Genomic DNA, 25,665 nt, shown 5'->3' with positions numbered 1-25,665 from the left:
GGGACGCTGAAGTTCTGTCCTTCCTGTTTTTTTACCGGGACAAATGAGGGGCAACTTCTTTTAAAGATTGTGGGGGGACTGTCATGAGAGTGTTCATCGGCTTCAGACTACCTGATGCCATCCAAAAACAACTTATCGCCGTGCAGGAAGAAGTGAAACGCGCCAGCCTTAAGGGCTCATTCACGGATCCGGAAAATTTCCATTTGACGATGCGGTTCATCGGAGCAGTGGATGCGGAGGAGAAAAGTGCGATTGAAGCAGTTTTGGCCCGATGTGCTGAAGGGCAAGCGCCATTTCTGATCGAAACCGCGGAGCTGGGTAATTTTTTCAAGAAAAACAAGCGGATCATCTGGCTGGGCATCAAAGAAAACAGTCGACTCCATCAGCTCTACGATCAACTGAATGCAGCTTTGCTGAAGCAAAAAATAACGGTTGCGGATGAGGTTGGCTTCATTCCGCATCTCACGCTCGGCAGGGGAATCGTTTTGTCGCAAGACTGGGAAAGCTTATGCAAGGTGCATTTGCCTCCTGCCAGGCAAATGCCGATTACCGCACTGACGCTGTTCGAAAGTGTACGGCTGAACGGAAAGCTGGTCTATCGCCCGATTGCTGACTTCCCGTTCGCCGGCCGGAAGGCATCAGCCGACCAAAGCGATTCCTGTACGGAAACGGAATGATAATAAGCCGCCCCTCTTCGCTGATCAGCGGAAGCGGGGCGGCTTTTCCTGCGTATGTTATCAAGGAATAGGAGAGGGAGGATGAGATGGACAAAGAGGGACTGTTCGGCAGAGAATTGATGCTGAGCGAGTGCAGAGGCGCAGACGAAAGGCTGCTCGCTTTGGCTGAGAAGCGTCCCGGTTTGGTCCGCGCAAACGGGAAGCTTACCTGTTCCCGCTGCGGAAACCAGGACTGGCGCAAAATGCAGGCAACGCCTTGTTCCTGCGGGAATGCGTGCCATTACTGCCTGCATTGTCTCAATATGGGGAAAATCAAAAGCTGCACAGTGCTCCATCATCTGCCGGAGACCAATTCCTTTGCAAGGCTGGCTGAGCCGATTCTGCGCTGGCAGGGCCGACTGTCCACGGAACAGCAACGGGCTTCAGCTGAAATCGTGGCGACGGTGCATTCGGAAGAGACACGCCTGATTTGGGCCGTCGCCGGTGCCGGGAAGACCGAGATGATTTTTGAAGGAATAGCAGCCTGCCTGCGCAAGGGCGGGAGGGTTTGTCTGGCATCGCCGCGGGTGGATGTTTGCCTTGAATTGTCTCCCCGGATCAGCCAAGCCTTCCCGGCCGTTCCCTTGGCTTTGCTTTACGGAGGCAATCAGGAAGGTTACCGCTATACGCCGCTTGTCATCGCCACGACCCATCAGTTGCTGCGTTTCCGTGAAGCTTTCGACCTTCTGATCATCGATGAGATCGATTCCTTCCCGTATCATGATGATGCGGGCCTGCAGTTCGGCGCCCAAAAGTCCAGGAAAAAAGCGAGCGCGCTCGTATATCTGACGGCAACCCCTTCACGGAGGATGCAGCATGACATCAAGCGCGGCAATCTGGCGGCAACGATTTTGCCGGCCCGTTATCACGGGTATCCGTTGCCCGAACCAGAGCGGGTGTGGATCGGGAACTGGCGCAGCGCCATCAGCAAGAAAAAGAAGAACCGTTTTCTCCGGCTGATCGGGCGGCAGCTCCAAAAAAAGAGGCGTTTTCTGCTCTTCCTTCCGCACATCCAACTGATGGAGGAACTGGACGCATGGTTGCGGGAACTTTATCCGGAAAGGCGCTTTACTTGCGTTTCGGCGGGCGATCCCGACCGCGAGGAGAAAGTGAAAAAAATGCGGGCGGAGGAGTATGATTTTTTGATGACGACGACCATACTGGAGCGTGGCGTGACCTTCCGGGATATCGACGTCATTGTGCTCGGCGCGGAAGACCGGGTTTTCACGGAAGCTTCACTGGTGCAGATAGCCGGCAGGGCGGGCAGGCACAAGGACTTTCCTTCAGGCTGGGTCTGTTTTGCCCATGCCGGCGAAACGAAAGCCATCCAGGGGGCAATCCGGCAAATCCGATCGATGAACCGGGAGGCAAAGGGAAGGGGGCTGCTGCATGGGCCAGTGTCTGTTTTGCCAAAATGAGATCCGGGAAATATTGACTCTCCAGGAGCTGTTCAGTTTCGGGAAAAAAGTGGACGGAACCGTCTGCCGTTCCTGCCATGCAAAATTGCCGCGTTTGGCCGGGCGATTGTGTTGCCCGGGCTGCATGCGCCCGCAAGAATCCGCTGCTTTATGCGAAGACTGCCGGAAATGGAGTCGCCGCTATCCGCAGCTGCCGATCGCGCATCAGGCCTGCTACAGCTACTCGGGAATCGTGAAGGACTGGCTGCAACGCTATAAATTTCAAGGGGATTATCGCCTTGCCGGGGTTTTCGCGGCCGATCTGCAGGCTTTCCAAAAAGAACACCCCGGAGCGCTGTTCCTTCCGCTGCCGATCGCTTGCGCCAGTTTTGAGCAAAGGGGGTTCAGCCAATGCGAGGAAATGCTGAAACAGGCGGGTATCCGTTATGTGCAGCTGCTGTCCAACAATCACGCCGGGGAAAAGCAATCTGAAAAAAACCGGCAGGAACGGCTGGCGACAGCCCAACCATTTTCGGTGTTGCCCGAACACAAAAAATATATTCAGCAGGAAATGATTCTTTTTGACGACGTATACACGACCGGAAGAACGCTCTACCACGCGAAAGCGCTCCTGCACAGGCATGGATTCAGGTCGGTGCATTCGATCACAATCGCAAGATAATCAATCATAAACGTTGAAATGTTAAGGCGCTTACATTATAATATAGTTAAAGAAACCCCCTATGAGTGGTCCATAGGTGAGGGTTGTCTTTATCTGACGATGCGTCAGACGAAAGGAGAGAGTGCTATGTTTAAGTATAATGTCCGAGGAGAAAATATTGAGGTAACAGAACCGATTCGTAATTACGCCGAGAAAAAATTAGGCAGATTGGAAAAATATTTTGGCAACGTGCCTGAAACAACTGCGCATGTCAATCTGAAAGTTTATCCATTCCCAGCCGAAAAATCTGCCAAGGTGGAAGTTACGGTTCCGCTGCCTTTCCTGGTTTTAAGAGCCGAAGAGACTTCCAATGATCTTTACGGAAGCATCGATTTGGTCGTGGACAAACTTGAACGCCAAGTCCGTAAATACAAGACGAAGATTCACCGCAAATCCAGAGAGAGAGGGTTTGATATCGGAAACGAGCCGAATCTGATCGAAGAAAAAATGGAAACCGATGAGAATCCGCTTGAAATCGTCCGCACTAAACGTCTTTCCCTTAAACCGATGGATAGTGAAGAAGCTGTATTGCAGATGAACATGCTTGGACACAACTTCTTTATCTTCGAAGATGCTGAAACGAACGGCACAAGTATTGTGTACCGCCGGAAAGACGGCAAATTCGGTCTGATCGAAACTGACTAAATCCGAAAATAACGTCCCCCGCCCAGAGAAGGCGGGGGGCTTTTTTTGTATTATTCGATTTTTGCCGTCTCACCCGGGCTGCAGCGCTGAATCCGCAAACGTCGATCGGCACCTTGCGCAAGGTTTTGTTGATGGTGAGTAGTTCACATTAATTAAAAGTAATGATAGAATAGTAGAGATATAAGAATTATTTTTGCAGCAGCAACGAACGGCATATACACGCATGCATACCCAGTAAAAATGATTGCTGGAATGAAATCAGACAGCAAGAGGAGATATAGAATGGCCAACTTTTTAAAGAAACTCATCGAGAATGATAAGAAAGAGCTACGTTCCCTGGACAGTGTAGCGGATAAAGTCATCTCCTACGCGGATCGAATGGCCGCTTTGGATGATGAAGAATTGCGCGCATTGACCGAATCCTATAAAGAACGCTACAAAAAGGGAGAGTCATTGGATGATCTGCTTCCGGAAGCTTTTGCGGTAGTCCGCGAAGGGGCAAAACGCGTGCTTGGCTTGTATCCGTACAAAGTGCAGATCATGGGCGGGATCACCTTGCATAAAGGCAATATCGCGGAAATGAAGACAGGTGAAGGGAAAACCTTGACCGCCACGATGCCGGTCTACCTGAATGCCCTTTCCGGCGAAGGCGTCCATGTCGTCACGGTCAATGAGTACCTGGCAAGCCGTGATGCGGTCGAGATGGGCGAACTGTACCGTTTCCTGGGATTGACTGTCGGCCTGAACACCAACGGCAAGTCTTCAGAGGAAAAAAGGGAAGCCTACAACTGCGACATCACCTACAGCACCAACAATGAACTGGGCTTTGATTATTTGCGCGACAATATGGTCGTCTACAAAAATCAGATGGTGCAGCGCCCGCTGAATTTTGCGGTCGTCGATGAGGTCGACTCGATCCTGATCGATGAAGCCCGCACACCGTTGATCATTTCCGGACAAGCCGAAAAGTCGACGGCACTCTATAACCGAGCCGATTTCTTCATCAAAAGCCTGAAAGAAAATGAAGACTACACGATCGACCTGACATCCAAATCGATTTCCCTGACGGACGAAGGCATCGAGAAAGCCGAAAAAACGTTCCATTTGCCGAACCTGTACGATGTGGATAATACCCGCTTGGTGCACCACTTGGATCAAGCTTTGCGCGCGAACTACATCATGCTTTTGGACATCGATTACGTGGTGGAAGACGGCAAAGTGAAAATCGTTGACCAATTCACCGGCCGGATCATGGAAGGCCGCCGCTACTCGGACGGGCTTCATCAAGCCATCGAAGCAAAAGAGAACGTCGAGATCGAAAATGAATCGAAAACGATGGCCACCATCACTTTCCAGAACTATTTCCGCATGTACAAAAAACTGTCCGGTATGACCGGTACGGCCAAAACGGAGGAAGAGGAATTCCGGGAAATCTACAACATGAACGTCATCTCGATTCCGACGAACAGACCGATCGTCCGTCATGACTATCCGGATTTGCTGTACCCATCCTTGAAGAGCAAATTCAGGGCGGTAGTGGCCGATATCGGAGAGCGCCATGCGAAAGGGCAGCCGATCCTGGTCGGTACCGTGGCGGTCGAAACATCCGAATTGCTTTCACAGATGCTGCGCCAGGAAAACATTCCGCACCAAGTGCTGAATGCGAAAAACCATTTCCGGGAAGCGGAAATCATCGTCGGGGCCGGACAACCCGGAGCCGTCACAATCGCCACAAACATGGCCGGTCGCGGAACCGACATCAAATTGGGCAAAGGCGTCAAGGAATTGGGCGGGCTTTGCGTGATCGGAACCGAACGCCATGAGTCACGCCGGATCGACAATCAGTTAAGAGGACGTTCAGGCCGTCAAGGGGATCCGGGCGAAACGCAATTTTACTTGTCGCTGGAAGATGACTTGATGAGACGTTTCGGATCGGAACGGATCCAACAGGTCTGGAGCAAATTGAATTTGGACGATGAAGCTGAAGACGTGGTCATCCAAAGCAAAATGCTCTCCAAACAAGTCGAATCCGCCCAGAAACGGGTGGAAGGCAACAACTACGATACCCGGAAAAACGTATTGGAATACGATGAAGTCATGCGCGAACAGCGTGAAATCATTTATGGACAGCGTTTGGAAGTCATCAATGAGACCGGGTCGTTGAAGTATGTCACGACAGCCATGATCAAACGGGCAATCGCACGTGTCGTCGAAACGCATACCATCGGTGAAAAGACAACTTGGAACCTGCAGGGGATCCGCGACTTCGCCGGAGCTGCTTTGGTGCATCCCGACAGCATCAGCTTGGCGGATCTCGAAGGCAAAACAGCGCATGAAATCGAGGAATACTTGGTGGAACGCGCAATGGAAGTCTACCGGACGAAAGAATCGCAATTGAGTCCGGAACAGATGCTGGAGTTCGAAAAAGTCGTCATCCTGCGCGTCGTGGACAACAAATGGACCGATCATATCGATAACATGGACGAACTTCGCCAAGGAATCGGCCTGCGTTCTTACGCGCAGAACAATCCGTTGACCGAGTACCAAACGGAAGGCTATGATCGTTTCCAGGAGATGATCGCAACCATCGACTATGACGTCACCCGCATCGTGATGAAATCGGAAATCCGCCAAAATCTGCAGCGTCAGTCGGTTGGCCAAGGTTCCAACATCATGCCGAAGCGCGAGACAGTCGCTTCCCAAACGGAGCAATTGGAACAAGCGCGCCGGGCGCAGATCGCGGCGATGAGAATGCAGAAACTGATGGAAATCCAGAAAGCCAAACAGGCCGCAAATGCCGCTGAAGCGGCAGAAAAACAAGAGTCGTCCACGGAAAAATAGACCGGGTCGGCAGCAAAACACACACAACAATCGGATACAGCGTCAATCGGGGAGGGTCGGGAAAAAAACAGTCGCTTGTTTTTATCCCGACCCATCCTTCTTTGTCGAATCTAGGAGGAAATCAAATGGAATTAAGCGAAATCAAAGCAATATTGGAAAACTCAGAATCAAAAATCTCAAGCTTCAGGAGGTCTCTTTGACTTAGATGGCCTGGAAACGGACATCGCGGAATGCGATGATCGCATGTTGGATCCTGAGTTCTGGAACAATGCCGAAGCAGCGCAAGCAGTCATCAACCAATCGAACCAACTGAAAGCCGTCTATAACACTTTCAAGGATCTGGAAGCGAAGTATGAAGACCTCGAAGTATTGTATGAACTGGTGAAGGAAGATGAGGATCCGGATTATCTGGAGGAATTGACAGAAAAGACAACAGAATTCACGGAAGCGCTCGAGAAATATGAATTGACGATGCTGCTGAACGGCCCGCACGACAAATCGAACGCTATCCTTGAGATTCATCCCGGCGCAGGCGGAACGGAATCCCAGGACTGGGGAAGCATGCTTTTCCGCATGTACACGCGTTGGGCGGACAAAAAAGGTTTTGAGGTGGAGACGCTGGATTACCAGAGCGGCGATGAAGCCGGCATCAAGAGTGTGACGATCCTGATCAAAGGAGTGAACGCCTATGGCTATCTGCGTTCCGAGCGCGGCGTGCACCGTTTGGTCCGGATTTCGCCGTTCGACTCGGCCGGCAGAAGGCATACATCCTTCTGCTCGATCGACGTGATGCCGGAGATCGCTGCGGATGATGCCGAGATTGAAGTGAGCCCGGATGATATCCGTGTCGATACCTATCGTGCCAGCGGAGCGGGTGGACAGCACATCAACAAAACCTCTTCGGCAATCCGGATTACCCATATCCCGACCGGCATCGTTGTGGCGAGTCAGGCGCAACGTTCCCAATTCCAGAACAGGGACACCGCCATGGGGATGCTGAAAGCGAAGCTGTACCAGCTGCAAGAGGAAGAGCGCGAGAAGGAACTGGCGGCGATCCGCGGGGAGCAAAAAGAAATCGGTTGGGGCTCACAGATCCGCTCCTACGTGTTCCATCCGTATTCCATGGTCAAAGACCACAGAAGCAGCTATGAAACGGGCAACGTCCAGGCCGTCATGGATGGGGATCTGGATGCCTTCATCGATGCCTATCTGAAAATGACGATGGATCAGGAAGAACAGTAAGCCTCAGAAAAGCTATTGACACATACTTGTAAAGAAACTAAAACAGACATATTTGCACAACGTGCTATAATAGGGAAGCATTCTTGCAGCCTCCGGCGTCCCCGGAGCGGAAGCAAGGAAAAAAAGAAAAGACAGGTGATAAAATGATTGAAATGCTGAATGTCTCTAAGAAATATTCCAACGGCATTACGGCGGTCAATAATCTGAGCGTGAAAATCGAGCAAGGAGAATTTGTCTATATCGTGGGCCCCAGCGGAGCCGGCAAATCAACCTTCATCAAAATGATGTATCGTGAAGTAAAACCAACCTCAGGAACAGTCCAAGTAGGCAAATATAATTTATCGACCATGAAGGAGCGGGATGTCCCGTTGCTGCGCCGTTTTGTGGGCGTGGTCTTCCAGGATTTCAAACTATTACCTAAACTGACCGTCTACGAGAACATCGCTTACGCGATGGAAGTGGTCGAGAAAAGTCCAAAAGTCATCCAAAAGCGCGTATTGGAAGTGCTTGATTTGGTCGGACTGAAGCATAAAGTGCGGATGTTCCCGAACGAACTTTCCGGCGGGGAACAGCAACGGATTGCGATTGCGCGTGCGATTGCGAATATGCCGGGTGTGCTGATCGCGGATGAGCCGACAGGGAACTTGGATCCGGATACGTCCATGGAAATCATGCGCATTCTGGAAGAAATCAACAACCAAGGGACAACCATCCTGATGGCAACACATAACAGCCAAATCGTTAATGACATCAAGCACCGCGTATTAGCAATAGAGAATGGCCGTATTGTCCGGGACCAACAAGAAGGAGAATATGGATATGAAAGTTAGAACATTTGCCAGACACATAAGAGACGCCTTCAAAAGTCTGTTCCGGAATGGCTGGATGTCGGTCGCCTCGATCAGTGCGGTGGCATTGACTTTGTTGCTGGTTGGATCCTTCACCGGAATTCTTTTGAACGTGAACAAGTTGGCTTCCGATGTCGAAAATGATGTCAGCGTAAAAGTTTACATCGATCTGGCGGCTGATCAGGCTGCCCAGGAAACCCTGAAGACGGAACTGGAGAACATCGCCAATGTGGAATCGATCACTTTCTCCAGCCGGGATGAGGAACTGGACAAAATCATCGGGAGCTACGGCGAAGAGTTTGACCTTTTCGGCGGAGATGCCAATCCATTGTATGATGCCTATGTCCTGAATACGACAGCCCCAGAGCAGACGAAAGCGGTAGCTGAAGCAGCATCAGCCATGCAGTATGTGGCGCAGGTCGAATACGGCGGTGCCACAGCCGATAAGCTGTTCGAAACGATTGCGACGATCCGTACCATCGGGCTTGTCATCATCATCGGCTTGCTGTTGGTTGCTGTCTTCCTGATCTCCAACACAATCCGCATCACCATCTTTTCCCGCAGCACCGAGATCGAAATCATGCGCTTGGTGGGGGCAAAAAACAGCTTCATCAGATGGCCTTTCCTGATCGAAGGGGCCATGATCGGTTTGATCGGGGCTTTGATCCCTACGACTTTCCTTGTGTTCCTTTATCAGTTCATCTTTGACGTGAGCGGGGACTATTTGGCCGGCACAAATTTCGCGCTTCTGAATCCGAATCCGTTCCTCATCTACATCAGCCTCCTGATGGTCGGGATCGGGATCTTTATCGGAGCGTTCGGTTCCGTATTCTCGATGCGCCGCTTCCTGAAAGTTTAAAAAACAATTTTTATCCTCAAAAGGTCCCAGCCATACAAAGCGTATGGCCGGAACCTTTTTTTGCGCCAACGGCCGGGATGCAGTCTGAAAAATGACAACGTGCGCCGATTATTTTCGGGTGCGGAATGTGTTTCTGGAGCGGATGCAATCTGCTGTACAGCAAGCTTTCCGGAAAGCTGTCGCTTGAAAAGCCCGAATCGTCAGCTGAAATCTGAATTGCCGTTTTTCAACATTTTTAGTATGCTAAAAAAGGAAGCGAGCCGTTCAGGAAGCTGAGGCCCCAAAATACGGGCATTCGTAAATTACATGGGATGGAGCGATCCATACCGGACCCCAATCGGTCAGAGGAGGATACATGAAAAAGGTTTTGCTAGTGGATGATGAACCATCCATCGTTACATTGTTGGCTTTCAACTTGGAAAAGGACGGCTACGAGGTGACAACTGCCACCGACGGAGCGGAAGGCTACCGTTTGGCCATCTCCAATCCTTTTGACTTCATCATATTGGACCTGATGCTGCCGTCCATGGACGGAATGGACATCTGCAAGCGTCTGAGGCAGGAAAAATTTGATACACCCATCATGATTTTGACAGCGAAAGACGATGAACTGGAAAAAATCATCGGACTGGAGCTGGGAGCGGACGACTATATGACAAAACCGTTCAGCCCGCGCGAAGTATTGGCCAGGATGAAGGCGATCTTAAGAAGGACAAGCAAAAAGGTTCCGGCTGAGCCGATTGCGCCAGTACAACCAGAATTGCCTGCAGCAGAGACCGAAAAAATCGAAGTGGGTGAAATCACCATCTTTCCGCAGCTGTATGAAGTCCATGTCGATGGGGAACTGATCGAAGTGACGCCGAAAGAATTCGAACTGTTGCTTTACATGGCGAAGCGTGCCAACCGCATTTTGAGCCGGGAACAGTTGCTGAATGCCATTTGGAATTTTGATTATGCTGGGGAAACCCGCATCGTCGATGTGCACATCAGCCATCTCCGCGAAAAAATCGAAAAAGATACCAAAAATCCGCAATACATCCGGACAGTGCGGGGGTTTGGGTATAAATTCGAGGTAGCCAAGGCATGAAACAACTGCAGTTGCGGATGCTTGCCACTTTTGTGCTGATTTTTGCATTGTTCAGTGTGGCGTTCGGGATATTCCTGGAGACCATACTGGGCAATTACACGCGCAATTTGCACAGCGATCTGCTTGTTGAACAGACTCAAATAGTCGGGACCCTGCTCCAAAACAGTACGGACAGCGGCGATTGGGTATCGGTTGAAGAAGAGTTGGAAAAGATCGATGCTTTCACGGAAGACAGGATCACTTTGATCGATACCGACGGAGTTGTGCTGTATGATTCGCAGATCACTGCGGTGAATCTCGAAAATCATCTGCGCCGGGAAGAGATTCAGGAGGTCCTGTCCGGTGAACCGTACGGTACGGGGCAACGGAAGAGCGAAAGCACCAATCAGGAGTTGTATTATGTCGCTGTCCCGATCTATGCTGAGGATGGAACCATCGCTGCCGTGATCCGATTGTCAAGGCCGCTGAGCGCGTTGACGGTCAGCCAGCGCATCGAACAGTCCCTTTACGTTTTCATTCTTTTGGCTTTGGTTGCAGCTTTCATACTGACCTATGCTTTGACGAAGCGCATCGGCCGACCTATCGATGCCGTGATGGATGTCGCCAAAAAGCTCTCCGACCACCAATATGATGCGCGCTACAAAGGCCAAGGGTTCGGCGATTTCCAAAAATTGGGCGAAACCATCAATGAACTGGCCGAGAGCCTGGATAACCAAATGAACGAAATCAAACAAAACGATGAACGGCTGACAGGACTGATCAACCATTTGGTCATCGGCGTGATGTTGTTGGATGACCAGAAGGAAATCACGATGGTCAATGCCGCGATGCAGGAAATACTGAGCGAAAGCGAAGAATCTTTGATCGGCCAATCCTATGTCGAGGCAGTCAGCAGCTACGGGCTAAGCCATATGATCGAGCAAGCTTACACATATCGCGAGCCGCAGAATGACGAAATCTATTTTTACTATCCGAAAGATAAAATCGTGGATGCCAATATCGTTCCGATAATCGGCAAGAGGCCAGGCGAACTGAACTTGATCGTTCTGCTGTATGACATCAGCGAAATTCGACGCCTGGAAAAGGTCCGGTCCGATTTCGTGGCCAATGCCTCCCATGAATTGCGCACGCCCGTCACGGCCTTGAAGGGATTCGCTGAAACCTTGTTGGACGGCGCGATGGAAGACCCCATCATCCTGAAGCAATTCTTGGAGATTATCCTGGCGGAGAGTACCCGGTTGAATCTGTTGGTGAATGACATACTGGAATTATCCAAGTTGGAGCAGCGGCAAGTCCCGCTCACTCTCCAGGAAGTGAACGTGTCCGAAGTCGTTTTGGCGACATTCCAGCTGGTCGGTCAGAAAGTGAAAGAGAAAGGAATGACGCTGGAACTGGTGGAAAAGGATTTTGCCACCATCCATACGGATCCGAATCGGTTGAAACAAATCTTGGCAAATCTGATCAATAATGCTGTTGTTTATACACAAGCGGGAGGGCATATAACGGTCACTGTCGAGAAAACAGCAGAGCACGTGCTTCTGCATGTTGCCGATAACGGCATCGGAATACCGGAAGCCGACCTGGGGAGAGTCTTTGAACGCTTCTATCGCGTCGACAGGGCGCGGAGCAGAAACTCGGGAGGTACCGGATTGGGCTTATCGATCGTGAAATATTTGGTCGAAAACATGAACGGGACGGTTACCGTGGCAAGCAAGCAAGGCAAAGGCACCACTTTCACCGTAACCTTACCCCTTCGTTAATCCGATAGGCTGCATACAAAAAAGCTTTACAGGCGGAAAACGCGTCTGTAGAGCTTTTTTTGTTGGTTCAGAGAGGGTGCGTTTACAAAAGATTTACAAAAAAGGAGGCAACTAAACAAAAACTTTACACGAAACCGCAAGGAAATTAACAATGGACCGTTAATATTAGGAATGTGAACAGGCAATGACGTTCAAATAACCTCAACATAAAGGATGGTAGAAAATGAACTTTGGTAAATTATCTAAATTCGCATTGGCTTTGAGCATCGGCGCTACATTGGCGGCTTGCGGCAACGGAGACGGCACAACTGCTGAGAGCGGTGCGGCAACTGAAAGCACAACCGCAACCGGAAGCAATGATATCTTGGTGGATGGCTCTTCCACAGTATTCCCGATCATGGAAGCAGTGGCTGAAGAATTTTCAATCGCTAATCCAGACGTAAGAGCGACAATCGGTGTATCCGGTACAGGCGGCGGATTTGAGAAATTCATCGCAGGCGAAACGGACATCAGCAATGCTTCACGTCCGATCAAAGACGAAGAAATCGCTTTGTTGGAAGAAGCCGGCATTGAGTATACAGAGTTCCAAATTGCCTTGGATGGTTTGACGGTAGTTGTGAACAGCGACAACGACTGGGTGGATCAATTGACCATCGAAGAATTGGCTATGATCTGGACAGAAGGCACTGGCGTTGAAACTTGGGCGGATGTCCGCGAAGGCTGGCCGGAAGAACCGATCGAGTTGTTCAGCCCGGGTACCGACTCAGGAACTTACGATTACTTCGATGAAGTGATCTTGGATGGCGAACAAATCAACAAAGCCGCTTCACTATCTGAAGATGACAACGTTTTGGTTCAAGGTGTTTCCGGTTCTGCAAATGCGATCGGCTACTTCGGCTATGCCTATTACCTGGAAAACAGCGACATCGTTAAAGCTGTTCCGATTGTAAACGGTGAGGGCGTTGCAGTCACACCTAATGACACAACAGTCCAAGACGGATCTTATGAGCCGCTTTCCCGCCCATTGTTCATCTATGTGAAGAACGAGTCCCTGCAAAACGAGAATGTCTATGCGTTCACGAAATACACATTGGAAAATGCAGCCGAAATGGCAGCTGAAGTCGGCTATGTAGCATTACCGGCTGAAACTTACGAAGCAGCTTTGACTACACTGGAAGGCTTGAAATAAACAAAATTTCATAAATGACTTAGGGATGTGAGGAAAGCGGCTGTTTTGCTTTCCTTACATCTCATCTTTATTAGAGGAGAATCAATATGTCAAAATCTGTCAAAGACTTCATGAACGAAAAAAGTTCACGACAAAAATCTTTGCACTTCGCGGAAAAAGCCATGCCGCTTTTTTTTCTGCTCTGTGCGATCATTTCGATCCTGACGACATTCGGGATCGTCTTCACGCTGGCAAAGGAAACGTTCACGTTTTTCAGTGACGTTCCGATTCTGGAATTCCTTACCGGAAAAGAGTGGTATCCTTTCTTCAAAAATAATCCAAGTTTTGGGATTCTGCCGCTGTTGAGCGGAACCTTCTTGATAGCCGGCGTTGCGATGCTCGTTGCCGTACCGCTCGGCCTGAGCTCAGCCATCTATTTGAGCGAATACGCATCGGAACGGACGCGCAAAATCGTCAAGCCGGTTCTGGAAGTGCTGGCCGGGGTGCCGACAGTCGTCTACGGGCTGTTTGCGTTGACGTTCGTGACACCGATGTTGCAGACCTTCATACCGAATCTGCCGATTTTCAACGCGCTCAGCCCGGGAATTGTCGTGGGGATCATGATCATCCCGCAAATCACTTCCTTGTCCGAAGAAGCGATGGGTGCCGTACCGAATGCGATGCGTGAAGGCGCCTTGGCGCTTGGGGCTACCCGCCTGGAAGTGGCGCTGAAAGTCATTTTGCCGGGATCCTTGTCGGGAATCATCTCTTCCATCGTTTTGGGGATTTCCCGTGCGGTAGGCGAAACGATGATCGTATCCACGGCAGCCGGATCGACACCCAAATTCACGCTTGATGTGACAGAATCCATCCAGACGATGACATCCTACATCGTTCAGGTCAGCATGGGGGATGCAACCTACGGATCCACGATCTACTACAGTATCTATGCGGTAGGGATGACGTTGTTCCTCTTCACCTTGTTGATGAACCTGCTGGCGAATTACATGTCCCGTCGCTTTAGGGAGGAATATTGATGAAATTAGTGGAAAAGAACAACAACAGAATCAACAATCGGTTATTGCTGAACAGCGTAATCAAAGGGCTCTTTTTTTTGGCGACTTTCTTCGGTATCGTCGTCTTGGCCATTCTGGTCATGCGGATTGTTTCGCAAGGGACCGGCTATCTTGATTGGGACTTTCTGAAAAACTATGCCTCCAGAAAACCGGAGGATGCCGGCATTAAGGCTGCCATCTACGGAACAGTCAGGATCATGGCCATCGTCGCCCCGTTGTCGCTCCTTCTGGGCGTCGGAACGGCGATCTATCTGGAGGAATATGCTCCTGACAACAAATTCACGCATTTCATCGAGTTGAATATCTCGAACCTTTCCGGGGTCCCGTCGATTGTTTTCGGGCTCTTGGGACTGACTGTATTCGTCCGTTTGTTGGAAATGGGCCGGAGCGTCCTGGCGGGCGGTCTGACGATGAGTTTGATGATTTTGCCGGTCATTGTCGTTTCGAGCCAGGAAGCTATCCGTGCCATCCCGAAGGAGCAGTATGAAGCCTCTTATGCGATGGGCGCCACCAAATGGCAGACAATCCGGACTGTCGTTCTTCCGGCAGCCGTGCCCGGTATCCTTACCGGATCGATTTTGGCTCTATCAAGGGCAGTCGGAGAGACGGCACCGCTGTTGATGATCGGAGCGATGACTTTCATTGCCTATGTACCGGAAAGCATCTGGTCCGGGTTCACGGCCATGCCGATCCAAATCTTCAACTGGGCAGGGCGGCCGCAAGAAGAATTCCAGGCGGTCGCTGCAGCCGGAAGCATTGTCTTGATGCTGATGTTGGTCATTATGAATTCATTGGCGATCTACATCCGCAATAAATTTTCGAAGCGTTATTAAATTAGGAGGGTACTCATTTGAATCCAGAAGTGAGCTTAAAAGACAAAAAAATGATATACACAGTGAAGGATTTTAATTTATGGTACGGCAACACACATGCATTGAAAAATATCCAACTGGATATTCCCACGAAGGAAGTCACGGCGATCATCGGACCGTCCGGCTGCGGAAAATCCACTTTCATCAAGACTTTGAACCGGATGGTCGAACTGGTTCCCAGCGTAAAGATGACCGGATCGATCAATTACAATGAGCAGAATATTTTTGATCCGCGTTACAAAGTGGAGCAACTGCGGACGGATGTCGGGATGGTCTTCCAGAAACCGAACCCATTCCCGAAATCGATATACGAGAATATCGCTTATGGTCCTAAAATCCACGGCGTAAAAGATAAGACGGTACTGGATGAGGTCGTCGAAAAAAGCTTGAAGGGCGCCGCTCTTTGGGACGAAGTGAAAGACCGTCTGAAGGAAAATGCCTTCGGACTGTCCGGTGGGCAGCAGCAGCGGCTGTGCATCGCCAGAAGTTTGGCGGTGGAACCGGAAGTCCTTCTGATGGATGAGCCTACTTCCGCTTTGGATCCGATTTCGACTTCCAAAGTGGAAGACCTGATCCAGACTCTGAAAAAAGACTACAGCATCATCATCGTGACCCATAATATGCAGCAGGCAGCCCGCATTTCGGACCAAACGGCCTTCTTTTTGAATGGAGAAGTGGTAGAATATGATAAGACGGAAATCATTTATTCCAATCCGAATGATAAACGCACAGATGATTATATCTCTGGCAAATTCGGTTAAGACTGGGCTATAATGGAGTCAATGATGCACTGTGATGCATAACGATAGGTAACAGGGGGCGAAAAAATGAGAAAAATTTTTGAAGAAGAATTGCAGGATCTGCACGTACTTTTCTCTGAAATGGGGAAAATGGTGAACGAAGCGATCTATATTTCCGTTAAAGGTTTTGTGAATCATGATAAAGAGCTTGCCGCAGAAGTGATCGCGCATGATGCCGCCATCAACCAAAGAGAAGCAGAAATCGAGAAAAGATGCTTTGAATTGATCGCGTTGCACCAACCGGTCACCGGTAACCTCCGCAGAATCGTTACCATCATGAAGGCATGCGCGGATCTGGAACGGATGGCGGATCATGCCGTCAGTATCGCGAAATCCACCATCCGGGTTAAAGGGAACAAGCGCAATTCCGATATCGAAACAGCCATCGCCGAGCAGTCGGAGAAGGTTAAAATCATGGTGGAGGAAGTTCTGACCGCCTATATCAAAACGGATATCGAGAAGGCCAAAGAAGTAGCTTTGAGCGATAAATTGGTCGATCAGGATGCCGAACGGATCTATGAGCGCGCTATCGAAGAAATGAAGCTGGACCCTGAACTCGTTCTGGGTGCCACCGATTACATCATGGTCACCGGTTATCTGGAACGGATCGGCGATTATGTAACGAACATCTGCGAATGGATCATTTATCTGGGGACAGGGAAAATAATCGAATTGAACACAAACAACAAATTCGAAGACTAAAAGATTTATGCTTATTGAGTCAAAAAAATCAAGCCGGGAGGGCTGCGCGATCGGAACTGATCGCGCAGCCCTCCCGGCTTTTTTGCGCTTTCCGGAATGAGGACTGCCGTATGGCAGTATTGAAAATACTCATGAAAATGTAATATTTATTTCTGTACGAGATATAAGACAAGCGTTCAGGCAATTTGTTATAATATGGATGATTATTGGGGGAATTTACGGAAAAATAACCCAAAATCAACATGACAATGCTCCGTCAATAAAATACATGATGGATTTACATAAAATTTACAAAAGTGATACGAAACATTTACAAACTTTCGTTACGATGGATAAGTATGTGTTCAGTGCAAATACATGGGAGGTACACAATGAAATTAAAATACGTTACGGCCATAGTCAGTCTTGCTGCCGCATTTTCGTTGTCCGCATGCGGACCTGTAGTCGATGAGGAATCGATCACGGCGGTAGGCTCTTCGGCGCTGCAACCGTTGGTGGAAGCCGCAGGGGAACAATTCAGCGCGGAAAATCTGGGCAAATTCATCAATGTCCAAGGCGGCGGAACCGGAACCGGCTTGAGTCAGATTGCCGCAGGTGCAGTCGATATCGGAAATTCGGATATTTTTGCTGAAGAGAGGGAAGGGATCGATGCCAGCCAATTGGTGGATCACCGCGTCGCTGTCGTCGGCATCACGCCGATCGTGACGCCGGGAGTCGGCGTAACCGATCTTTCCATGGAAGAGCTGCGCGGCATCTTTACCGGCAAATACAGCAATTGGTCCGAGCTGGGCGGAAAGGATCTGCCGATCGTTGTTTTGAACCGCGCGAAGGGCAGCGGAACCCGGGCGACCTTTGATAAGTGGGTTCTGGCAGGGGAAGAAAGCATCATCACGCAGGAGCAGGAATCGAACGGAACCGTCCGTCAGATTGTTGCTTCAACACCAGGCACCATCAGCTATGTCTCGTTCTCATATGTGAATGAGGATGTCAAGCCGCTGTCGATCGACGGCGTGGAACCTACTCCGGAGAACGTGGCGACAAATGCTTGGGTCATCTGGGCTTATGAACATATGTACACGAAGGGTGAACCTACGGGATTGACGAAAGAATTCCTGGATTACATGCTGTCGGAAGATGTGCAAGGCAATCTGATCGAAGCACTGGGCTACATTCCTTCAACGCAAATGAAGGTCGACAGGGACATCGAAGGAAATGTGACGCCGATCGAATAGCAGGCAACTGAAATATCATTGCGATGGAAGGCGGCCGCCTTTTCGAAGGACGGCGCTTTTCGTTGCGGCTCAAAGTTTAAGAGGAGGGTTTCTCTTGGAAATGACACCAGGAAACTTAATGAAAAAGTCTAGTAAACGCAGATTGGAATCATTTGGACGTACCATCAGTCTGATCAGCACGACAGTCATCGTCTTCATCGTGCTGTCCATTCTCTATTTTGTCACCAGCAAAGGGATATCCACTTTTGTCACGGATGGCATATCACTGGGGGATTTTTTGACGAAGAGCATCTGGAATCCCGGCACCGTCGCTAAAGACGGCACGCCATTGGTCGGCGCCCTGCCGATGATTGCGGGCTCATTTTTGGTCACGCTGATTTCCGCAGCTTTGGCGACGCCGTTTGCTGTGGCGGCAGCGCTGTTCATGACGGAAATTTCGCCGAAATCCGGCAAAAAAATTCTGCAGCCGGTCATCGAACTGCTTGTCGGTATCCCGTCGGTCGTATACGGCTTCATCGGCCTGACCGTCGTCGTGCCGTTGGTCCGTTCTTTGTTCGGCGGCACTGGGTTCGGTATCTTATCATCCACCCTGGTTCTGTTCGTCATGATTTTGCCGACTGTGACCAGCATGTCGGTGGATGCTTTAAATGCGGTCCCCCGTCATTACCGCGAAGCTTCCCTGGCTATGGGAGGAACGCGCTGGCAGACCATTTATAAAGTGGTGCTGCGGGCAGCGACCCCGGGCCTGCTGACGGCAGTCGTATTCGGAATGGCGCGTGCGTTCGGTGAAGCCTTGGCCGTTCAGATGGTCATCGGAAATGCGACTTTGATGCCGACCAGCCTGGTCACCCCCGCATCGACATTGACCAGTATTTTGACGATGAGCATGGGGAACACGGTGATGGGGACGTTGGAAAACAATGTGCTCTGGTCATTGGCGACCATCCTATTATTGATGGCTCTGTTCTTCAACATTTTAACGCGTTACATCGGTAAGAAAGGAGCCGTAAAAAAATGAACCTGAATCCCAAAAAAGTAGACAAATTCATGGTCGGCCTGATTTACTTGTTTTCCGGCACGATCATCCTTATTTTGGCAAGCTTGCTGCTTTTCATCCTGTGGCGCGGCCTGCCTCAGTTTTCATGGGAATTTTTGACGGCACCGGCGAAATCCTTCCAAATCGGCGGCGGAATCGGAGTGCAATTATTCAATTCCTTTTATCTTTTGGTCCTGACATTGCTGATCAGTACACCGCTTGCGCTGGGGGCTGCGATTTACCTTTCGGAATATGCTCCCCAAAATTGGTTCACGGATATCATCCGTACGGCTATCGAAGTTTTGAGCTCTTTGCCGTCCGTCGTCGTCGGTCTCTTCGGATTCCTGATTTTCGTCATCCAGTATGATTTTGGCTTCTCGATCCTTTCGGGTGCTTTGTCATTGACCATCTTCAATCTGCCGCTTCTGACGCGGACAATCGAAGACTCCTTGCGGGCGATCCCTACTTCGCAACGCGAGGCCGGGTTGGCGTTGGGCCTTTCGCGTTGGGAGACCGTGACGCGGATCATTCTGCCGGCTGCCTTGCCGGGCATTCTGACGGGGATGATTCTGGCTGCGGGGCGGATATTCGGTGAAGCCGCCGCCTTGATCTATACAGCCGGGCAGAGCGCGCCGGCTTTGGATTTCACAAACTGGAATCCGCGGTCCATCACAAGTCCTTTAAACATTTTCCGACCTGCCGAAACATTGGCTGTGCACATCTGGAAGATCAACAGTGAAGGCGTGAAGCCGGATGGAGCGGAAGTATCGGCCGGAGCTTCGGCAGTATTGGTATTGGCTGTCCTCATCTTCAATCTGACTGCAAGAAGCTTGGGCAGAAGATTGCAGAAAAAGGCTACTTCTGCATAAAACCGGAAAATTGACTTGAAGGAGGAACCCTTGATGGGAAATGGAAAAACACTGGAAACGAATATCATCCGGATGCGTCCGGATGCTGATGTTGCCCTCAAAACAAATGATCTGCATGTTTTTTACGGTGACTTTGAAGCGATCAAAGGCGTTTCCATGGAATTTGAAAAGAATAAGATCACCTCGCTGATCGGGCCGAGCGGGTGCGGCAAGTCCACCTATCTGCGTTCGCTGAACCGGATGAATGACACTGTGGCGGGAGCAAGGGTGACCGGGGAAATCATTTATCAAGGCATCGATGTGAATGTGCCTGAAATCGATGTGTTCGAGATGCGCAAAAACATCGGCATGGTGTTCCAACGACCGAATCCTTTCAGCAAATCGATCTATGAGAACATCGCTTTCGCATTGAAAAGGCATGGCCTGAAGGACAAAGCGGCGTTGGACGAAATCGTTGAAACCAGCCTGAAACAAGCTGCCCTCTGGGACCAAGTGAAGGATCAGCTGAACAAGAGCGCCTTAGCGCTTTCCGGGGGCCAACAGCAGCGACTTTGCATCGCACGGGCGATCGCCTTGAAGCCGGATATCCTGCTCTTGGATGAACCGGCCAGCGCATTGGATCCGATTTCGACTTCCCAAGTCGAAGAAACATTGCTGGAACTGAAGGAAAAATATACGATCATCATTGTAACGCACAATATGCAACAAGCATCCCGAATCAGTGACTATACGGCGTTCTTCTATTTGGGCAATGTCATTGAATATGATGAGACCAGAAAAATCTTTACCCGTCCGAAAATCCAACAGACGGAAGATTATGTTTCTGGGCATTTCGGCTAGGAGGAAAGCAACGTGAACAGCACAAAACCCATTATTGAAACGCGTGATGTACATCTATATTACGGTAAGAACGAGGCGCTGAAGGGTATTTCGCTTGATTTTTACAAAAAAGAAATCACGGCGTTGATCGGGCCGAGCGGATGCGGCAAATCCACGTATTTGCGGACCCTCAATCGCATGAACGACCTGATTCCGGATGTGACGGTCACCGGGAAAATCAGCTTCAACGGCCAGGATATCTACAGTCCGCAAATGGACACGGTAGAGTTGCGGAAAAAGGTCGGCATGGTTTTCCAACAGCCAAATCCATTCCCTTTTTCGGTATTCGACAACGTGGCCTACGGCTTGCGCATCGCCGGAATGAAGGACAAGGAAAAAATCGCCCGGATCGTGGAAGAAAGCCTGAAGAAAGCTGCGGTTTGGGATGACGTCAAGGATAAATTGGATCAGAGCGCTTTGTCCTTGTCAGGAGGGCAACAGCAACGCGTCTGCATCGCGCGGGTATTGGCTATCGAACCCGAAGTCATCCTATTGGACGAGCCGACGAGCGCATTGGATCCGATTTCCAGTGCGCAGATCGAACGCATGCTGATGGAATTGAAAGAAGACTACACGATGATCATTGTCACGCACAATATGCAGCAAGCGTCGCGGATCTCTGACAATACCGCCTTTTTCTTGAGCGGCGAATTGATCGAGTTTGGTGAAACAAGCCAAATTTTCACGAATCCGAAAGAAAAACAAACGGAAGATTATATTTCTGGACGTTTCGGCTGATCCGTTGCATAATGAAATATATTTACAAAGGGGTTGGTTTGTGATGAGACGAGTGTTTGAAGAGGAATTAGAGAGTTTGCACGCTCACTTTTTGAAGATGGGTGTATTGGTGAATGCAGCGATCCATAAGTCAATCGACGCATTTGTCACGCACGATAAAGAACTGGCGCAACTAGTCATAGACGAAGATGCTGCCATCAATAAGCTCGAGAACGATCTGGAAATCGAATGCTTCGAATTGATTGCTTTGCAACAGCCGGTCACTACGGACTTGCGCAAAATCGTCACCGTGATGAAAGCCAGTGCGGACTTGGAACGGATCGGCGATCATGCCGTCAGCATCGCAAAATCGACGATCAAAGTGAAGGGCCAAAAGCATAATGCCGATATCGAAACGGCCATCGCGGAGACAGCTTTGAAGGTCATGGCAATGGTCAAAGAAGTCCTGGATGCCTATGTCGTCCTCGATGTCGAACGCGCGCGGGAAATTGCCGCGTGGGATACAGAGATCGACGCTGCCGCCAAGAAAATCTATGAAAGCTGCATCGAGCAAATGAAACAAGACCCGGATATCGTTTTGGGCGGGACAAACTACATGCGCATTTCGACTTATCTGGAAAGAATCGGGGACTATGTAACAAATATTTCCGAATGGATCATCTACCTCGATTCCGGAAAAGTCGTAGAGTTGAATGTCCATCATAAATTATAATTGAGCGACAAGAGCTTTGCGGTACCCAAAGGTGCTGCAGGGCTCTTTTTCTTGTTGGTGCGCTGGCGGCCTGCACGGCGAGGGCAATAGCTTTCACAGAACGTACGAGTTTGCTAAAATAGGAAATGAAAGCACGGATAGGGACAAAAAGAAAGGATGTCAGGTTTGAAGACAGAAACCATCCAAGATGTTACACGAATTTTCAAATTGATCGGTGATCCGACCCGTTTTTTGATCCTGCATGCACTGGAGAATCGGGAAATGAGCGTCAATGCCATCGCCGAAGAACTGGACCTTGAGCAATCAGCGGTGTCCCACCAACTAAAGAAATTGCGCGAAGCGAAACTGGTCAAGGGCAGAAGGAACGGGAAGAACATCCTCTATAGCCAGGATGACCAGCATGTCTATGAAATCCTGCACTTGGCTGTCGAACATGCGGAACATGGCAGGAAAGAAGAGTCCATGTGAGGCACGCACAGCGGCAACAAGCAAGAAACAATCGCGGACAACCGTACGAACTAGTGTTCTTTTTGGGCCGGGATATGGTATACTGAACTGGAAACAGACCACAACCAAAGAAAAACAATAAGTCAAAGAAGGATCTGAGATTATGGCAAAAGACCAAATCATCGTACGGGGAGCCCGTTCGCACAATTTGAAGAATATAGATGTCACCATCCCCCGGGATAAGCTTGTCGTGATGACCGGCCTTTCCGGTTCGGGAAAGAGTTCATTGGCTTTCGATACCCTTTACGCAGAAGGGCAAAGGCGGTATGTGGAAAGCCTTTCCGCTTATGCCCGCCAGTTTCTGGGCCAGATGGACAAACCGGATGTGGACAGCATCGACGGCTTGAGTCCGGCGATAGCGATCGACCAGAAAACGACAAGCCGCAATCCGCGTTCGACCGTCGGCACAGTCACTGAAGTCAATGACTTCCTGCGTCTGCTTTTTGCCCGGATCGGTCATCCCATCTGCCCGAATGACGGTACGCCGATCAGCAGCCAGTCGCCCGAGCAGATGGTGAACCAGGTCCTGGAGCTGCCGGAACGCACGAAACTGCAGATATTGGCCCCGATCATCAAAGGGAAAAAAGGCCAGCACAAGAAAGTGTTCGAGGACATCAAAAAGCAAGGCTATGTGCGCGTCCGCGTCAACGGGGAGCTTTTAGACGTCTCCGATGACATCGAACTCGAGAAAAACAAAAAGCATGACATCGCCATCGTTGTCGATCGCGTGGTCATCAAGGAGGGCATCCGTTCCCGGCTCTTCGATTCGATTGAAGCAGCTTTGCATCTGGCGGATGGGTACGCCATCGTCGATGTCGTCGACGGGGAAGAGCTTCTCTTCAGCGAGCACCATGCCTGCCCGTACTGCGGATTTACGATCGGGGAAATCGAACCGCGGCTCTTCTCCTTCAACGCGCCCTACGGAGCCTGCTCCGAATGCGATGGGCTCGGGATGAAATTGGAAGTCGATCCCGATATGATTGTTCCGGACAAACAATTGAGTTTGGATGAAGGGGCCTTGGCTCCTTGGAATCCGATCAGCTCAAATTACTATCCGGAAATGCTGCGCCAGTTCTGTGATCAGAACGGAATCGCCACGGATGTTCCGTTCGGCGAGCTGAGCAACGAAACCCAGCGGAAATTGCTTTATGGGGATGGCGGACATTTGTTCCATTTCCACTATCAGAATGAATTCGGCGGCGTTCGGGATGTCGACATCCCCTTCGAAGGGGTCATCACCAACGTCAATCGGCGCTACAAAGAGACTTCGAGCGATTTCACGCGCGAAGCGATGCGCCAATACATGACCGAGCTGCCTTGCCAGACTTGCCACGGTTACCGTCTGAATGAACAAGCCCTTTCGGTTAAAGTGGCCGAGCATGATATCGGCCAAGTCACGGAGTTCGCCATCGATAAGGCTGTCGATTTCTTCGAGAAAATTTCGCTTTCGGAACAGGAGAAGCAGATTGCTGCGCCCATCCTGAAGGAAATTTTGTCGCGCTTGGTTTTCCTGAAAAATGTCGGCCTGGACTATCTGACGCTGAGCCGGACGGCGGGCACGCTTTCCGGCGGGGAAGCACAGCGGATTCGTCTGGCGACGCAAATCGGCTCCAATCTCTCAGGCGTGCTCTATATCCTCGATGAGCCATCGATCGGCCTGCATCAGCGCGACAACAACCGGCTGATCGAATCGATGAAAAACATGCGCGATCTCGGGAATACACTCATTGTTGTGGAACACGACGAGGATACGATGATGCAGGCGGATTATCTGATCGATATCGGACCGGGCGCCGGGGAGCTTGGCGGAAAAATTGTTGCTGCCGGTACTCCCGAAGAAGTCATGAATGATAAAACCTCCCTGACCGGCAAATACCTGTCGGGTGAATTGTTCATTCCGGTTCCGGAAACGCGCAGGACGGAAGACCGGGGGGCTGTGAAAGTGACCGGCGCCACCGAAAACAACCTGAAGAATGTCGATGCGGAATTCCCTTTAGGGAAAATCGTGGCGGTCACGGGCGTTTCCGGTTCCGGGAAGAGCTCTTTGGTCAACAATGTCCTGAAGACGGCTCTTGCCAAAGAATTGACCCGCACAAAAGAAAAACCGGGCAAGTTCAAGACAATCAGCGGCTACGAAAGTCTGGAGAAAGTCATCGACATCGATCAAAGCCCGATCGGACGGACGCCGCGGAGCAATCCGGCGACCTACACGAGTGTCTTCGACGATATGCGCGATCTTTTCGCCAGCACCAACGAAGCCAAGATACGCGGCTACAAAAAAGGCCGTTTCAGCTTCAATGTCAAAGGCGGGCGTTGTGAAGCCTGCCGCGGCGACGGCATCCTGAAGATCGAGATGCATTTCTTGCCGGATGTCTATGTGCCTTGCGAAGTCTGCCACGGCACGCGCTACAATTCGGAAACTTTGGAAGTGCAGTACAAAGGCAAGAATATCGCGCAAGTCCTGGAGATGACGATCGAGGAAGCTTTGGAGTATTTTGAAGCCATCCCTAAAATCAGAAGAAAACTGCAGACCATCGTCGATGTCGGTCTGGGCTATGTGAAACTGGGGCAGCCGGCCACGACGTTATCCGGGGGCGAAGCGCAACGGATGAAACTCGCCAGCGAATTGCAACGGGTATCCAGCGGGAAGACGTTCTACATATTGGATGAACCCACAACCGGTCTGCACACGCATGACATCGCCAGATTGTTGCAGGTTTTGGATCGTTTGGTGGAAGCCGGCAACACGATCGTCGTGATCGAACACAATCTGGACGTGATCAAAACCGCCGATTACATCATCGATATGGGACCTGAAGGCGGTGCCGGCGGCGGAACAGTGCTTGCCACGGGAACGCCTGAAGAAATTGCCGAAGTGGCGGGCAGTTATACGGGCCAATTCCTGAAACCGATTCTGAAGCGGGACAAAGCCAGAAACCAAAAAACAATCTAGTCAAA

At 50.4% G+C, this 25,665-nt stretch carries 23 protein-coding genes; all 23 read left to right on the top strand.

Annotated features, from left to right (window positions below; translation table 11 throughout):
- The first annotated feature begins 83 nt into the window (after positions 1-83).
- The 23 genes from thpR (at position 84) to uvrA (ending at position 25,660) form a co-directional block, all read left to right on the top strand.
- Positions 84-677 carry an RNA 2',3'-cyclic phosphodiesterase gene (thpR, locus tag BMX58_RS06965; protein ID WP_068620873.1) on the top strand — a complete coding sequence of 198 codons (594 nt, stop codon included), beginning with the start codon at positions 84-86 and terminating at the stop codon, positions 675-677.
- A gap of 86 nt (positions 678-763) precedes the next feature.
- Entirely contained in the window at positions 764-2,134 is a 1,371-nt protein-coding gene (locus BMX58_RS06960; protein WP_068620874.1) for an ATP-dependent helicase ComFA, read from the top strand.
- The gene (locus tag BMX58_RS06955; RefSeq protein ID WP_068620876.1) at positions 2,106-2,795 is read left to right on the top strand and encodes a ComF family protein; all 690 of its coding nucleotides are present in this window, start codon (positions 2,106-2,108) and stop codon (positions 2,793-2,795) included. Before BMX58_RS06960 ends, BMX58_RS06955 begins: the two co-directional genes overlap by 29 nt.
- A gap of 126 nt (positions 2,796-2,921) precedes the next feature.
- Positions 2,922-3,479: a ribosome hibernation-promoting factor, HPF/YfiA family gene (hpf, locus tag BMX58_RS06950; protein WP_068620878.1), complete on the top strand. Its 558-nt coding sequence runs from the start codon at positions 2,922-2,924 to the stop codon at positions 3,477-3,479.
- Positions 3,480-3,761: 282 nt separating this feature from the next.
- Entirely contained in the window at positions 3,762-6,320 is a 2,559-nt protein-coding gene (gene secA / locus BMX58_RS06945) for a preprotein translocase subunit SecA (protein ID WP_084253741.1), read from the top strand.
- A 125-nt stretch (positions 6,321-6,445) separates the two neighbouring features.
- Positions 6,446-7,562 (top strand): peptide chain release factor 2 gene (prfB, locus tag BMX58_RS06940; RefSeq protein ID WP_165605750.1). Its coding sequence is split into 2 segments (ribosomal slippage): positions 6,446-6,517 and positions 6,519-7,562, totalling 1,116 coding nucleotides; the frame shifts between segments, so codons are not numbered across the junction.
- Positions 7,563-7,705: 143 nt separating this feature from the next.
- Positions 7,706-8,392 carry a cell division ATP-binding protein FtsE gene (gene ftsE / locus BMX58_RS06935; RefSeq protein WP_068621253.1) on the top strand — a complete coding sequence of 229 codons (687 nt, stop codon included), beginning with the start codon at positions 7,706-7,708 and terminating at the stop codon, positions 8,390-8,392.
- Complete coding sequence (gene ftsX / locus BMX58_RS06930) at positions 8,382-9,269, top strand: permease-like cell division protein FtsX (protein WP_068620882.1); 888 nt, start codon at positions 8,382-8,384, stop codon at positions 9,267-9,269. Before ftsE ends, ftsX begins: the two co-directional genes overlap by 11 nt.
- Before the next feature lie 355 nt (positions 9,270-9,624).
- Positions 9,625-10,356 (top strand): response regulator transcription factor, encoded by a 732-nt coding sequence (locus BMX58_RS06925; protein WP_068620884.1) that lies wholly within the window; start codon positions 9,625-9,627, stop codon positions 10,354-10,356.
- On the top strand, positions 10,353-12,116 hold the full coding sequence (gene pnpS, locus BMX58_RS06920) for a two-component system histidine kinase PnpS (RefSeq protein ID WP_068620886.1): 1,764 nt from the start codon (positions 10,353-10,355) through the stop codon (positions 12,114-12,116). The genes BMX58_RS06925 and pnpS overlap by 4 nt, the downstream gene beginning before the upstream one ends.
- A gap of 223 nt (positions 12,117-12,339) precedes the next feature.
- Positions 12,340-13,305 (top strand): PstS family phosphate ABC transporter substrate-binding protein, encoded by a 966-nt coding sequence (locus BMX58_RS06915; RefSeq protein WP_068620888.1) that lies wholly within the window; start codon positions 12,340-12,342, stop codon positions 13,303-13,305.
- 86 nt (positions 13,306-13,391) lie between these two features.
- Positions 13,392-14,321, top strand: a complete 930-nt coding sequence (pstC, locus tag BMX58_RS06910; RefSeq protein ID WP_068620890.1) for a phosphate ABC transporter permease subunit PstC — start codon at positions 13,392-13,394, stop codon at positions 14,319-14,321.
- Complete coding sequence (gene pstA, locus BMX58_RS06905) at positions 14,321-15,193, top strand: phosphate ABC transporter permease PstA (protein ID WP_093088813.1); 873 nt, start codon at positions 14,321-14,323, stop codon at positions 15,191-15,193. Before pstC (BMX58_RS06910) ends, pstA (BMX58_RS06905) begins: the two co-directional genes overlap by 1 nt.
- A gap of 50 nt (positions 15,194-15,243) precedes the next feature.
- Positions 15,244-15,993 (top strand): phosphate ABC transporter ATP-binding protein PstB, encoded by a 750-nt coding sequence (gene pstB / locus BMX58_RS06900; protein WP_084253759.1) that lies wholly within the window; start codon positions 15,244-15,246, stop codon positions 15,991-15,993.
- A 66-nt stretch (positions 15,994-16,059) separates the two neighbouring features.
- Positions 16,060-16,734: a phosphate signaling complex protein PhoU gene (gene phoU, locus BMX58_RS06895; protein WP_068620896.1), complete on the top strand. Its 675-nt coding sequence runs from the start codon at positions 16,060-16,062 to the stop codon at positions 16,732-16,734.
- Between the two features lie 371 nt (positions 16,735-17,105).
- Positions 17,106-17,966, top strand: a complete 861-nt coding sequence (locus BMX58_RS06890; protein ID WP_068620898.1) for a phosphate ABC transporter substrate-binding protein PstS family protein — start codon at positions 17,106-17,108, stop codon at positions 17,964-17,966.
- A 100-nt stretch (positions 17,967-18,066) separates the two neighbouring features.
- A complete protein-coding gene (gene pstC / locus BMX58_RS06885; RefSeq protein WP_068621255.1) occupies positions 18,067-18,984 on the top strand; it encodes a phosphate ABC transporter permease subunit PstC in 918 nt (305 codons plus the stop codon).
- Between the two features lie 2 nt (positions 18,985-18,986).
- Positions 18,987-19,871, top strand: coding sequence for a phosphate ABC transporter permease PstA (pstA, locus tag BMX58_RS06880; protein ID WP_068621257.1), 885 nt, complete (start codon positions 18,987-18,989; stop codon positions 19,869-19,871).
- Positions 19,872-19,904: 33 nt separating this feature from the next.
- Entirely contained in the window at positions 19,905-20,711 is an 807-nt protein-coding gene (gene pstB / locus BMX58_RS06875) for a phosphate ABC transporter ATP-binding protein PstB (RefSeq protein ID WP_068620900.1), read from the top strand.
- Positions 20,712-20,723: 12 nt separating this feature from the next.
- Entirely contained in the window at positions 20,724-21,488 is a 765-nt protein-coding gene (pstB, locus tag BMX58_RS06870; protein ID WP_068620902.1) for a phosphate ABC transporter ATP-binding protein PstB, read from the top strand.
- Between the two features lie 43 nt (positions 21,489-21,531).
- Positions 21,532-22,200: a phosphate signaling complex protein PhoU gene (phoU, locus tag BMX58_RS06865; RefSeq protein WP_068620904.1), complete on the top strand. Its 669-nt coding sequence runs from the start codon at positions 21,532-21,534 to the stop codon at positions 22,198-22,200.
- A 156-nt stretch (positions 22,201-22,356) separates the two neighbouring features.
- Entirely contained in the window at positions 22,357-22,668 is a 312-nt protein-coding gene (locus BMX58_RS06860) for an ArsR/SmtB family transcription factor (RefSeq protein WP_068620906.1), read from the top strand.
- Between the two features lie 142 nt (positions 22,669-22,810).
- On the top strand, positions 22,811-25,660 hold the full coding sequence (uvrA, locus tag BMX58_RS06855; RefSeq protein ID WP_068620908.1) for an excinuclease ABC subunit UvrA: 2,850 nt from the start codon (positions 22,811-22,813) through the stop codon (positions 25,658-25,660).
- Positions 25,661-25,665: the final 5 nt, after the last annotated feature.

The organism is Trichococcus ilyis (genome assembly GCF_900109135.1).
Classification (GTDB): domain Bacteria; phylum Bacillota; class Bacilli; order Lactobacillales; family Aerococcaceae; genus Trichococcus; species Trichococcus ilyis.
This window is presented reverse-complemented; position numbering and strand designations above follow the sequence as displayed.